The sequence below is a fragment of the Paraliobacillus sp. JSM ZJ581 genome, from assembly GCF_044383835.1.
Classification (GTDB): Bacteria; Bacillota; Bacilli; order Bacillales; family Amphibacillaceae; genus Paraliobacillus.
Genome location: NZ_JBISEP010000015.1, coordinates 1 through 13445, shown reverse-complemented (window position 1 = coordinate 13445; position 13445 = coordinate 1). Strand labels below are relative to the sequence as shown.

The following is a 13445-nucleotide window of genomic DNA, read 5'->3' as shown; positions in this document are numbered from 1 at the left end:
AAAATAATGTAGATTATTGTTTGAAAATTTGATACTATTTGTGGTAGTTGAGTTAGATTATTGCTTTTAGTTAGGAGAGCGTTATGAGATTAGTTGCTACGAGGTCCATTAAAGAGGGTTCAGAATTAGCTAAACCAATATTTAATGATAAAGGCAAAGTGCTGATTCAAAAGAATATGAAATTGACAAGTGGAATGGTCTATCGCTTACGAGAACTAGGTATTACCTATGTGTATATAAAAGATGAAATGACTGAAGATATTTTAGTTCCTTCACCGATTTCGGAAGAACTACGTATCGAAGCGGTACAAACAGTGAAACAATCATTTGCAACGTATCAAGATATGGATCTAGGAAATAAGTTGCATTTGATAGATAAAACGAATGAGAACATGTCAAAAGTTGTTGATTCGATGATCGATCAGTTAAGAGATGATCAAGAAGTGTTAACTGTTATGTCTCATATATTAATTAGTGATGATTACTTATTCTCTCATTCTGTTAACGTAACGATGTATGCTTTAGCCCTTGCAACAGAATTGAAACTACCTGCTAAACAAATCCATCAATTAGGCCTAGGTGCGATGCTACATGATGTTGGTAAAATGTTTATTTCAGAGGAAATATTAAATAAAACTGGAAAATTAAATGATAAAGAATTTGAAATGATTAAATCACATACGGAAAAAGGATTTAACTATTTGCGACAATCCACAGCACTCCCGTTATTAGTAGCACATTGTGCGTATCAGCATCATGAACGTTTAGATGGTTCGGGTTATCCAAGGGGAATTAAAGAAAAAGATATTCATCCGTTTGGAAAAATATTAGCAGTCGCTGATGTGTTTGATGCTGTTACAAGTAACCGCATTTATCGTGATGCGATGCTTCCTCATGAAGGGCTGGAAATATTGTATGCAGGAAGTGGCTCACTTTACGATCAAGAAATTGTTCGTACGTTTAAAAATACAATTGCCGTTTTTCCAAATGGATCGACTATTCGTTTGAATGATAATCGTATTGCGATAGTAGTTAAACAAAATCATCTTATGTATGAAAGACCGATTGTTCGTGTAATTAAAGAGCAAGAACAAAATATTACTCCTTATGATATTGATTTGTCTAAGGAACTTAATCTAACAGTGATTGATTACGCAATTTAGATTAAACAAAAGATGTCTACCCTCTAATATAGCGCATATGCTCTAATAGGGGGGATTTTTGTGTGGAAAAAAACACGGGTAAAACGTCAGCGAAAACCACCTGCTACTCGTCAGTTGCTTTTTTTAACGGCTGTACTGTTCGTAGTGCTCACTTCAATTAGTCTGATAATTGTAAATAAAGGTATTAAACCAGTTTTATTAGACATTGCTGAAACAAAAAATAAACAATATGCAAATATGGCGATGGGCATTGCAGTGAATAAAAAATTGAATGAAGATTTGCAAGTAGAAGATTTAATTGAGTTTCAATATGGTGATGACGGACAAGTGGTTAGTTACAAAATTAACGCAGCAATGGAAAATCGTGTGCAGCGGAATATTCAATATCGGGTAGAAAATTTCATTCATCAATTAGAGCAAGGGGTTGTTCCAGATACGAGTGCTCCATTAGATGTTGATATCGAACAACAAGAACAATCAACGTCAGAAACGATCCAACAAAAATCGAATTTGATTGAGATCCCTCTGGGCCAAGTATTAAACCTTCCGTTACTGGCAAATTTAGGTCCGAAGATACCAGTTAATCTTGAACTAGTGGGGTATGTTAGTACTGAAGTAGAGACGAAGGTAACGGGTGTTAAAATTAATAGTATACACATTGAGCCAACCGTACATATTGAAGTTGAAATAAGAACGATTATTCCTTTTGGTACGAAGACGGCTCACATAAAGCAAGAAATCCCAATTGGTAGTGGTGGATATAATGGTGAGGTGCCACAATTTTATAATAATAATGGTGATGTAGATCCAAATTTATCTATTCCAGTAGACCCCTTGCAATAATCATGCTAAATTGGTAGAATATTGAGAGGAAAAAAGAATTAAAAACCTTATCAGATCGATGAGATAGAGGCGCAATATAAAATGAGTAAACTATTGGAGTTGACAACGAAGATGATAGTTAAAAGGATTATATTGCCGAAGTGGGTTATTGCATTTGTCAGTGCTTCCTTACTGGTATATTTTTGAATAAAAGATATACTGTCATGTCTTTCACGTGATGAACTGTTGATCGAATCAAAGATAATTTATTGAACTATCATTTGTTGTAAATTATGCAAAAACAGTAATAGGTTTATTTCTATTACTGTTTTTTTTGATGCCTGAAAACAGTGCAAAAAGAGAAATTCTTTAATTTAATTTGAGGAGGTAATGATGTGGAGGGAACAATTTATTCATTAATCCCTGCTGTTCTAATGCTCGTGCTTGTACTTTTAACAAGAAAAATTTTATTATCATTAGGTACTGGTATTGTTGTGGGGGCCCTTTTATTACATCAATTTAATATAATAGATAGCTTCGAACAAATTTGGCTTGTTTTTCGTGATATTTTTTATGTCATTGGTGAGGGATGGAATCTAAGTAAAATATATTTGCTCGCATTTTTATTGTTATTAGGCATTACAACCGCATTTATGACAGCATCCGGTGGGAATAAAGCGTTTGGAGAATGGGCAATACGTCGTGTGAAAACAAGGAAAGGGGCGCAATTGATTCCATCTGTATTAGGTATTCTAATCTTTATCGATGACTATTTTAATAGTTTGGCAGTAGGACAAGTAGCACGTCCGGTGACTGATCGATTTAAAGTATCTCGAGCGAAATTGGCTTATATCATTGATTCAACCTCAGCACCAATTACGGTTATTACGCCAATATCGAGTTGGGGAGCATTTATTATTGGTACATTAGGTTCTATTTTTGCAGCAGCGGGAATAACGGAATATCAACCGCTAGAAGCATTTGTTCGAATGATTCCGCTAAACTTTTATGCTTTTGCAGCTATCTTATCTGTTTTTATTGTTGCTATATTTAATTTTAATTTTGGTTTAATGCGAAAACATGAAGATAAAGCAATGGCTACTGGAGAATTATTTGATACGTCGAAAGAAAATGTTGCTGGTGATTTAAAATCGAAGTTAACTCCGAATAAAGATGGGAAGATACGTCATTTGTTACTTCCTATAGGCATACTCGTACTAATAACAGTTATTTCAATGCTTATAACTGGTTATTTAGGAACAGAAGGACAAGTAACTATTTTCACTTTATTTGCAAATACAAATGTAAATTTATCTTTATTTGCAGGAGGATTAGCGACTGTATTCGTTTCGTTATTTCTAAGTCTAAAGCAAGGTTCTTCCACATCCACGACGATTTTAATTTTTAAAGAGGGTATTAAATCGATGCTCCCAGCTATATATATTTTAATTCTTGCGTGGATGATCGGATCGATTATTAATTTAATTGGTACTGGAGATTATTTAGCTGAGGTTGTTGAGCGTCTATCTTTCAATGCGAATTATTTACCTATATTATTATTTATCGTTGCTGGTTTTATGGCTTTATCTACAGGAACATCGTGGGGCACATTTGGTATTATGTTACCTATAGCAGCCCAAATTGCAATTGCCTATGATATTGATTTAGTATTACCTGCAATGTCTGCTGTTTTAGCAGGGTCTGTTTTTGGCGATCATTGTTCACCAATTTCCGATACATCGATTCTTTCATCAACAGGGGCGGGTTCAAACCACATTGATCATGTATTAACACAGATACCATATGCCTTTATGAGTGCTTTGGCAGCTGGAGTAGGCTATCTTGTTTATGGTTTTACACAACAAACCTTTGTTTCGCTAATAGCTACTATCATTGTTATTGTTCTCCTCTTGTTCATACTAGGCTCGATTGTTAACAAGAAACGAGCGTAAAAAAAGAGTTGTCCGAAATATTACGGACAACTCTTTTTTTGGTGAAAACAGCATATACACAAAATAGTCATAATTTTCTTTTTGACATGTGTAAGTAGTCTCGCTATAATCAATAAATATCAGAAAAAAATAAAAATTTAAAACATTCTACATTGTTTTATTTTCAGAAAATTTGAATAGTTGAAGAGGGGGAATTATACATGGAAAATCGTTCACAATGGGGAACACGTTTAGGTTTCTTACTTGCAGCGATGGGATCGGCGATTGGGCTAGGAAATATTTGGCGTTTTCCAGCTACTGCTTATGAAAATGGTGGAGGTGCATTTTTTCTCCCGTATTTATTTGCATTAATAACAGCAGGGATACCGCTTTTAATAATGGAGTATACGATTGGTCACAAGTATCGTAGTTCAGCACCTCGGGCTTTTAGGCGGATAAGTAAAGGGATGGAATGGGTTGGTTGGTGGCAGATTGCTATTTCTTTTATCATTTCAACCTATTATCCAATTATTGTTGCTTGGGCAGCAATGTATGCTTATTTTTCTTTCAGTCAACGTTGGGGTGATGATCCTACCGCATTTTTCGTAGGTGATTTTTTACAAGTTTCTGAAGCTGGTACATTCGGCTCTATGGTTCCATCTGTTTTGTTTCCATTATTAGCAATATGGGTGATTGTTTTTATTATTCTCGGATTTGGCGTAAAAAAAGGGATTGAAGCAGCAAACAAAATTTTTATTCCATTATTGGCAATTATATTTATCATTATTGTTATACGTGCTGTAACACTTCCAGGAGCAGTAGAAGGTTTAGAGGCATTCTTTGCACCTGATTGGTCTTCTATTATGGATGGATCAGTATGGGTATCGGCTTACGGTCAAATATTCTACAGCTTGTCGATTGCATTTGCGATTATGATTACTTATTCTTCTTATTTACCTAAAAAATCTGATATTACAAACAACGCATTTATTACTGGCCTAGCAAATTCATCTTTCGAGTTACTTGCTGGTATTGGTGTTTTTGCGGCTTTAGGATTTATGGCATCACAAACAGATCAAGCAATTGCTGATGTTGCTACAACTGGTGTAGGTCTTGCATTTATGGTTTTTCCTGAAATTATTAGTCAGATGCCTGCCTCAGGATTGTTTGGTGTGTTATTCTTTGCCTCTTTACTATTAGCGGGATTATCTTCATTGATATCTATTTCAGAAACGTATATTGCAGGTATACAAGAAAAATTTAATGTGTCACGTGGTGTCGCTGTTACAATTGGTGGAGGACTTGCCGCGCTTGTATCATTACTTTATGCAAATCAAGGTGGATTAAATCTATTAGATACAGTTGATTATTTTATTAATAATTATGGTGTTGCTTTAGCTGGATTGTTTGAAGTGGTAGCCATTGCTTGGTTTGCTAGGTCACTTAAGGACTTACAACGTTATGCGAATGATGTTTCCGATATTAAGTTAGGATCTTGGTGGAGATTTTGTCTTTCTGTCATTACGCCAATTGTTTTAGGGTATATGATGTTACAGAATTTAAGCACGGATCTAGAAATTAATTATGCTGGTTACCCATATAAGTTTTTATTTCGCTTTGGTTGGATGGTTGCTTTAGGTGCAATATTTATTGGTCCATTAATGACAATCAAAAAATGGCCTAACAAACAAGACAATAAGTAAATGAAAGGATGAGTGAAACATGTCAGTTTCAGCAATTGCAATGTTTATCATAGGGGCGGTTGTTATTTGGGGTGGATTAGCTGCTAGCATAACCTATGCGATAATTAAATCAAAATAAATTGATTAGAGACTGGGAAACGTAGATCAACAACGTTTGTCCCAGTCTTTTCTATTTGTTTCTTGCTTGCTGCTCCCACCTTTTTAAGTGTGGATAAGGGTCAAAAGCCCATTCACTATATCCGTTGTCTTTATACATGCCGTAATGCAAATGTGGAGGGAATTTTCCCGAAGTTCCAGGTGGACCATAGCCAGATGAACCAACAGAACCTATTACATCACCTGGCTTAATTACATCACCAACAGCTAACCCATCTGTAAAGCCATTCAAATGTGCATAATAATGATACGTATTATAGATATCACGGATACCGATTCGCCAACCACCAAATCGGTTCCAACCTACAATTTCAACAATCCCATATCTACTAGCTTTTACAGGTGTCCCATAACTTGCGAAAATATCTGTTCCTTCATGAATCCTCCTACCACCAAACCCTCGTGCATCTCCCCATGTGCTACGGTAAGTATAGTTATATTGTAATGGAATTGGAAAATCACTATCGTCGAGATTAATTGTGCCAAAAGTATTGTATACAAGAGCGATTTGCTCAATAGATTTTACAGTAAGTGCACGGTTATAGTAATTCCATAATGCAATGTTAATATCTTGTTTCGATGTTCCATAACGTGCAATCCATTTGGCCATGCTGTAAAGCACATCTTCATCATTAGTCCGTTCAACAAGTCCATCACCATCTCCGTCTTGCCCAATTCCTTCATTGACACTTATTATTTCGGCGTTTGAAAGATGATCAGGATTAGTGACGCCAAACCAAAGTGTTTCTGGAATGTCAATAGAAATTAAGTTGTTCTCAGATTTGTCTTTTTTAATATTGGATTCATATTGATTAATTGCAGCTAAGTAATACCAAGGTATTTGTGTTAAGGCTGCTGTTTTTTTAAATAAAGCTAATTTAGCTGCAATAGCTTCTGACTCTTTATCATTAGCTATTACCTGGGAAATAAAAAAAGGAAAAATGATACAAAATATAAGTAATGTTTTCTTTAACATGGTTCCGACCTCCTTGCACAATTAACATATATGTTAGTATGTGCAAGAATAAAAAAACAATAAATGGTAAAATAATCCGATAATATTCATTGTTTTAATATACAACTTTACTTATTCATCTAGTTTTTTTTATCTAAATTATGATAAACTAATTGAACATACATCTTTATTATTTGCTCATTTGATGCTTTAAAGGAGAAGAGTAGTATATGATTGAAGTGCAAGGAAGAACATACGAAATAATTGAAGAAAGCAAATCAGGTTTTGATGAGAAAGCGTTTGAAGAACGATATAGTGATATTTTAACAAAGTACGATTTTATTGTAGGCGATTGGGGATATGAACAACTCCGGTTAAAAGGATTTTATGATGATCAAAGTCCCAAAGCGACTTTTGATACGAAATTTAGTACAGTAGAAGACTATTTATATGAGTACTGTAACTTTGGTTGTGCGTATTTTATAGCGAAACGCATCGATAAATAATCGGTGTGTTTTAATTTTTTTAGAACATTCAAAAAATGCTGTTATATTGATTTGAAAAATAGGTTATATTTCAGTGAATAGTTGCTTTTTTATTATGTCTTTCTACTAATTTTAAATGATTGATCAGCATAACAGAGGATCTATGTCACCACTGTACTAATTTAACTACATTATAATTGACATTGAAAATCATTATCAATTATAATGTTGTAGAACAATATGTGAATACTTATTGGGAAAGGCAATGAAATAAGTGAAGCAACCTATGCTTTGTTTTCATATAGATGAAAAGAAAATAAACAAATATATTTACAAATGTTTCGGTTATTTTTTTCAAAAAAAGTGTGTTTCATTTTATGAGTTTTTTGTGAAGAAAAGAATAAATAAGTGCATCAAAGGGAGGGTTCAATATGAAAAGTATAATCATTTTATATGCAAGCATGACTGGAAATACAGAAGAAATAGCTGAGATCATCGAGTCACATATTGAAAAACAAGGAATAAAAGTGGAACGATATCAAATTGGTTTTGATGCGTTTGAAATAGATCAGTTGTTTGATACGGATGGTGTACTAATTGGTACATATACAGATGGTGATGGTGATCTTCCATTTGAAGCAGAGGATTTATATGATGAATTGGAACAACTTGATTTAACTGGGATAACGTTTGGTCTATTCGGTTCTTGTGACTCCATGTATACTTATTACGGTGGTGCAATTGATTCGTTCGCAAAATTAGTGCAAGAACGAAAGGGTAACCTAGTAGTTTCTCCGTTAAAAATTGAGCTCTCGCCAGAAATTGAAGATATTAAAACTTGCGAATCGTTTGCAGAGGCATTTATTGAAAATAGTATGAAGTAAAAAGAAACAGGTATACATTAATAACCTGTTTCTTTTTATCCAAATGTTTATTCTTCATCTAAATCTTCATCCTCTGCGACACTATGTGCTAGACGACTAGAAGCAGCTGCGGCAATAGCTCCTACTATATCATCCAAGAAAGTATGACATTGCCCAGTTGATTTATCATTTAATTTCTTTAAAATACCTGGTTTTTGCTTATCAATGTATCCATAGTTTGTAAACCCAATGGAACCATAAACATTGACTATAGAAAAAGCAATGATTTCATCAACACCATATAAGCTTTCATCTACTTCAATGGTTTCTTGTAATGGTGAAGCAAGCTGCTTCTTTTCTGCAAGAATATCCAATTGAATTCCAGTCAAAATGGCATTTTGTACTTCACGCTTACCTAACACTTTTTCCACATTGTACATACAATTCTCCATTGTTAAATCGTCATGATATTTACTTTGCAAATAGTAAACGAGCTCACCAATATCCTCAATGGTTACACCACGTTCATATAGCCAATCTCTTGCTTTTTGTTCTAATGCTGTTCGTGATCTTTGTTTCATCATAATATTATCCCACCATCCATTTACAAACTTTTACCTTTACTATACCCTTCTACAGTTAATTCAAACAAATAGAAACGGTTCTTTTCTAAAGAGTTGATACGTAAAGTATACCATCAGAAAGGAGCGTGTATAATGGATATTATACATCAATATGTACCATATTTTAATGGGGATTTAGTAAAAGTTGGTGATCGACAGGCTTATTATGTTGAAGGATACTACTATTTCATTATTCCTACTGATGACATAGAGCATGTTCACATGGAACAAAGTTGGTTTGCGAATCATTTAATTGAACAAGATTATTTAAGGATTGCAAAACCAATAAAAAATATACAAGGGGTATATATTTCTGAAGAAAATGATCAAAATTATATCGCATTACAAGCAATGAAGCACCCTTATGAAACGCTAGATACACCGACTAGATTGGCCACATTTCATTCTATAGGAAAAAATTATGCTTACTTACCAAGCTATGCTAACGCTTATGGTGAGTGGCAGAACCTATGGGAGCAAAAAATCAAGTTATATGAAGCATATTATCAATCACAACTACAAGTTCGACCTGTTACGCGATATCAGCGGTTACTTGTTGATACATTTCCATATATAATAGGCGTAACAGAAAATGCGATTCAATATTTAAACGAATCAAATCTAGAAACAAGATTTACTTTATCTGATCAAGGATGTATTGCATTTAAACGCTATACGAATCAATTGGAACAGCCGTTTATACTTTCCAATCAATTTATATACGATCATCCTGTTAGAGATGTAGCAGAATATATACGACCGTACTTTCTAAAAAAAGATGGTCATAAAGAAGTTGTTCACTTTTTGGAAAAATATGAAGATATAGCTCCTTTATCCATATTTAGCTGGCGTTTGTTGTATGCTCGTCTGATTCTCCCCATTCATTTATTTGATTTTATTGATCAGGCAATCGAAGAATCAAATAGCGAAGAAACGTACTTTGCTTACCGAAAATTATTAGATAATCAACACAACTATGAAACACATCTTAAATCATTTTTTCAAAATAATAGAATAGATCCTTTTAAGAATCAAATATATGAATTAGATTGGTAATTTTATTTTTTCAGAAATTTTAGGTAATTGCTTCTTGAATAAGTGACACAGGGAAGGTATAATGTCCACTATAGATAAACAAATGTGTTTTTAAAGAAAACAGGGGGAGGCGTTCTTTGTGGAAAAAATTCATGTCGGTTTATGTGGTCTAGGAACAGTTGGAACGGGTGTAGTTAAGATTCTACAAGACCATAAAGAACATATTAAGCATAAGCTTGGTTGCGAAATAGAGATTACTAAAGTGCTTGTGAACAATATGGAGAAAAAACGAGATGTTGTTATTAAACGAGATTGGTTAACGAGTGATCCAAAAGAACTGGTCGATCACAGAAATATTGACGTCATTATTGAAGTAATGGGCGGTATTGAAGATACGAATAAATTATTAGAACGAGCATTAGAGAATAAAAAACATATTGTCACAGCTAACAAAGACCTTATGGCTGTACATGGACAAAAGTTGTTACGATTAGCTAAGAAAAACAACTGCGATATTCTTTATGATGCGAGTGTAGCAGGTGGAATACCTATTCTTCGTTCATTATCAGATGGATTGGCATCTGACCATATTCAAAAAATAATGGGTATTGTCAATGGGACAACAAACTATATGATGACTAAAATGTCTGATGAAGGACTTGCTTATGAAGAAGTATTAAAAGAAGCGCAAGACTTAGGTTTTGCTGAAGCAGACCCATCTGCTGATGTAGACGGATTAGATGCGGCAAGAAAGATGACATTGCTTGCAAATTTAGCTTTTAAAATGGAACTTCATTTAGAAGATGTCGATGTTTCAGGTATACGAAATATTACGCAAGAAGATATTAGTTTCGCTGACAGCCTTGGATATACGATTAAATTAATTGGGATTGCTTCAATGAGTGATGGAAAGGCAGAGGTTACTGTAGAGCCGACTTTATTGCCTAAAGATCACCCTTTAGCACTAGTGAAAAATGAATTTAATGCGGTATATGTATACGGTGAAGCGGTTGGAGAAACGATGTTTTATGGACCTGGTGCCGGCAGCTTACCAACAGCGACAGCAGTAGTATCAGATTTAATGGAAGTGGTTAAAAATATCAGATTAGGAATTAGTGGTAATGCACATGTCGATCCACAATTCGATCGTCAATTAAAAGAAGACAAAGAAAAATATTCGCGTCATTTTATTCGCTTAGATGTAGATGATCAGGCTGGTGCATTTCAAGAAATAACGAATGTATTCTCTGATCATGAGGTTAGTTTTGCGAAAATTCTTCAATTACCGGGTGATCAAGAGAAAACGGCAGAAATTGTAATGGTTACACACAAAATTAGTAGAGAGCAATTATTAAAGAGTATGGCAAAATTAGAAGGATTAGGTGTTGTTAAACGTTTAATTAGCCATTATCGAGTAGATGGGGAGGAATAAAAAATGGCTTGGGAAGGATTATTAAAACATTATCAATCACATTTACCTGTAGGAAAAGAGACACCATTACTTACATTACATGAAGGTAATACACCATTAATTAAGCTAGAAAATCTATCCGAAAAATATGATGTAGAAGCATATGCCAAGGTAGAAGGAATTAATCCAACTGGCTCGTTTAAAGACCGTGGAATGGTAATGGCGATGGCTAAAGCAATTGAAGATGGTACAAAAGCAGTTATTTGTGCATCAACAGGAAATACATCTGCATCAGCAGCTGCATATGCTGCACGTGCAGGTTTACGTTGTATCATTGTTATTCCTGAAGGTAAAATTGCACAAGGAAAATTAGCGCAAGCAGTCATGTATGGTGCTGAAATCTATTCGATTCAAGGAAATTTTGATGATGCATTACGCATTGTTCGCAAATTGGGTGAACAAGATGGAATTACTTTAGTGAACTCTGTCAATCCACATCGAATCGAAGGACAGAAAACAGCAGCCTTTGAAATATGTGACGTATTAGGTAGCGCGCCTGAGTATTTGTTTATTCCAGTAGGTAATGCGGGAAATATTACTGCTTATTGGAAAGGATTTAAGGAGTATCATGAACAAAAACATACTGGCTCACCTAAAATGATGGGGTATGAAGCGAGTGGTGCAGCTGCGATTGTACATGATCGTGTATTTGAAAATCCTGAAACAATTGGTACTGCGATTCGCATTGGTAATCCAGCTAGCTGGAAACAAGCAGTGGCTGCACGTGATGAATCTGGAGGAACAATTGATGAAATAACAGATGAACAGATGATTGAAGCCTATCAATGGATGGCGGAAAATGAAGGAATATTTGCTGAGCCAGCATCTAATGCATCAGTAGCAGGTTTATTCAAAGCACTAGAACAAGGCAAAGTTAAAAAAGGATCAAAAGTAGTTTGTGTACTTACAGGTAATGGATTGAAAGATCCAAATACTGCGATTGATTATAGTGCAATAAAGCCAAAAGTCCTTCCCAATGAAGAAGAGACAGTAATGAAAGAAATCTTAGGTAGTGTATCTGTATGAGTTGGGTGATTCGTGTGCCAGCAACCACTGCAAATTTGGGGGCTGGCTTTGATTCAATCGGTGTAGCGTTAAATTTATATTTAACTTTAGAAGCTGAATTATCAGAGGAATGGGAATTCATTCCTCTCTCTGATGGAATGGATGACCTTCCGTCCGATAAAACGAATTTAATATATCAAATTGCTTTTCAAGTAGCCAATCAATTTGGGTACAATGAAGTTCCGGCATGTAGGGTGAAGATGACAAGCGATATTCCTTTAGCGAGAGGATTAGGAAGTAGTGCTACCGCTATTGTTGCTGGGATTGAACTAGCAAATGTGCTGTTAAAGCTAACTTTAACTACAGAGCAAAAATTAGAGATTGCCACAGCGGTTGAAGGGCATCCTGATAATGTTGCTCCTTCTTTACTAGGTGGGTGCGTCATTGGGCATTATGATAATGAATTAAATTGGATTCATGTTCCAATTCATGATCTGATTTTTTTAGCGATTATCCCTTCTTTTGAATTAAAAACAACCGAAGCAAGGTCTGTCCTGCCAGCAACATTTTCTTATAAGGAAAGTGTACAAGCTAGTAGTGTGGCCAATGTTAGTGTAGCTGCAATTTGTCAAGGGAACTGGGAGTTGTTGGGTGAAATGATGGAGAAGGATCGTTTCCATCAGCCTTACAGAAAAGCGTTAATTCCTCATTATGATGCATTAACGGAGCTTGTAAAAGAAGATGTTTATGGCGTATTTTTAAGCGGAGCTGGTCCAACCATGATTGCGCTGGCAAATGAAGAGATAATTAATCAAAAGCTAGAACAATGGAAAAATGCCTATCCCGCTTTTCAATGGCTAACGTTGCAAGTGGAAAATAACGGAGTAACGGTAAATGAAATATAATATCAGATTCTGTGTTAAATGTGGTGGTGTGATTTTCACTCCACCATTTCTATTTTGTGAATAATGTTTAACAGACATATTTACTAGTTTTATGTTCACAAATGTTGGATAAATCCGTTTTATCGAACATTTCAACAGATTTTCTTGCTACGAGTGAACGATAAACCCGATTTATCGAACACATCGCCTAATTTTCTGACCACGAGTGAACGATAAACCCGATTTATCGAACACATCGCCCAATTTTCTGACTACGAGTGAACGATAAACCCGATTTATCGAACACATCGCCTAATTTTCTGACCACGAGTGAACGATAAACCCGATT

13 protein-coding genes and 1 riboswitch are annotated in these 13445 nt (G+C 34.9%); of the genes, 11 read left to right on the top strand and 2 right to left on the bottom strand.

Going from position 1 to position 13445, the window contains the following annotated elements:
• Positions 1–83 precede the first annotated feature (83 nt).
• The 5 genes from ACH6CY_RS09515 to ACH6CY_RS09495 all read left to right on the top strand — a co-directional run bounded on the left by ACH6CY_RS09515 (position 84) and on the right by ACH6CY_RS09495 (position 5737).
• Positions 84–1163, top strand: a complete 1080-nt coding sequence (locus ACH6CY_RS09515; protein WP_374067106.1) for an HD-GYP domain-containing protein — start codon at positions 84–86, stop codon at positions 1161–1163.
• A gap of 60 nt (positions 1164–1223) precedes the next feature.
• The gene (gene yunB / locus ACH6CY_RS09510; protein ID WP_374067105.1) at positions 1224–2006 is read left to right on the top strand and encodes a sporulation protein YunB; all 783 of its coding nucleotides are present in this window, start codon (positions 1224–1226) and stop codon (positions 2004–2006) included.
• A 56-nt stretch (positions 2007–2062) separates the two neighbouring features.
• Positions 2063–2239: riboswitch (Lysine riboswitch) on the top strand.
• A 141-nt stretch (positions 2240–2380) separates the two neighbouring features.
• Complete coding sequence (locus ACH6CY_RS09505; RefSeq protein ID WP_374067104.1) at positions 2381–3937, top strand: Na+/H+ antiporter NhaC family protein; 1557 nt, start codon at positions 2381–2383, stop codon at positions 3935–3937.
• A 200-nt stretch (positions 3938–4137) separates the two neighbouring features.
• Positions 4138–5619: a sodium-dependent transporter gene (locus ACH6CY_RS09500; protein ID WP_374067103.1), complete on the top strand. Its 1482-nt coding sequence runs from the start codon at positions 4138–4140 to the stop codon at positions 5617–5619.
• A 19-nt stretch (positions 5620–5638) separates the two neighbouring features.
• A complete protein-coding gene (locus ACH6CY_RS09495; RefSeq protein ID WP_374067102.1) occupies positions 5639–5737 on the top strand; it encodes a MetS family NSS transporter small subunit in 99 nt (32 codons plus the stop codon).
• Between the two features lie 51 nt (positions 5738–5788).
• Here ACH6CY_RS09495 and ACH6CY_RS09490 read toward each other — a convergent pair whose 3' ends face one another.
• Positions 5789–6751 carry a M23 family metallopeptidase gene (locus ACH6CY_RS09490; RefSeq protein ID WP_374067101.1) on the bottom strand — a complete coding sequence of 321 codons (963 nt, stop codon included), beginning with the start codon at positions 6749–6751 and terminating at the stop codon, positions 5789–5791.
• Positions 6752–6960: 209 nt separating this feature from the next.
• On the opposite strand from ACH6CY_RS09490, the gene ACH6CY_RS09485 reads away from it, so the two are divergent.
• Positions 6961–7236, top strand: a complete 276-nt coding sequence (locus ACH6CY_RS09485) for a YutD family protein (protein ID WP_374067100.1) — start codon at positions 6961–6963, stop codon at positions 7234–7236.
• Between the two features lie 410 nt (positions 7237–7646).
• The gene (locus tag ACH6CY_RS09480) at positions 7647–8099 is read left to right on the top strand and encodes a flavodoxin domain-containing protein (protein ID WP_374067099.1); all 453 of its coding nucleotides are present in this window, start codon (positions 7647–7649) and stop codon (positions 8097–8099) included.
• A 47-nt stretch (positions 8100–8146) separates the two neighbouring features.
• Here the strand turns inward: ACH6CY_RS09480 and ACH6CY_RS09475 are convergent, their stop codons facing one another.
• The gene (locus ACH6CY_RS09475) at positions 8147–8662 is read right to left on the bottom strand and encodes a phosphatidylglycerophosphatase A family protein (protein WP_374067098.1); all 516 of its coding nucleotides are present in this window, start codon (positions 8660–8662) and stop codon (positions 8147–8149) included.
• 132 nt (positions 8663–8794) lie between these two features.
• On the opposite strand from ACH6CY_RS09475, the gene ACH6CY_RS09470 reads away from it, so the two are divergent.
• The 4 genes from ACH6CY_RS09470 (at position 8795) to thrB (ending at position 13117) form a co-directional block, all read left to right on the top strand.
• Positions 8795–9757 carry a protein kinase family protein gene (locus tag ACH6CY_RS09470; protein ID WP_374067097.1) on the top strand — a complete coding sequence of 321 codons (963 nt, stop codon included), beginning with the start codon at positions 8795–8797 and terminating at the stop codon, positions 9755–9757.
• Between the two features lie 118 nt (positions 9758–9875).
• Complete coding sequence (locus tag ACH6CY_RS09465; protein WP_374067096.1) at positions 9876–11168, top strand: homoserine dehydrogenase; 1293 nt, start codon at positions 9876–9878, stop codon at positions 11166–11168.
• 3 nt (positions 11169–11171) lie between these two features.
• On the top strand, positions 11172–12233 hold the full coding sequence (gene thrC / locus ACH6CY_RS09460) for a threonine synthase (protein WP_374067095.1): 1062 nt from the start codon (positions 11172–11174) through the stop codon (positions 12231–12233).
• Positions 12230–13117 (top strand): homoserine kinase, encoded by an 888-nt coding sequence (gene thrB / locus ACH6CY_RS09455; protein WP_374067094.1) that lies wholly within the window; start codon positions 12230–12232, stop codon positions 13115–13117. Before thrC ends, thrB begins: the two co-directional genes overlap by 4 nt.
• Positions 13118–13445: the final 328 nt, after the last annotated feature.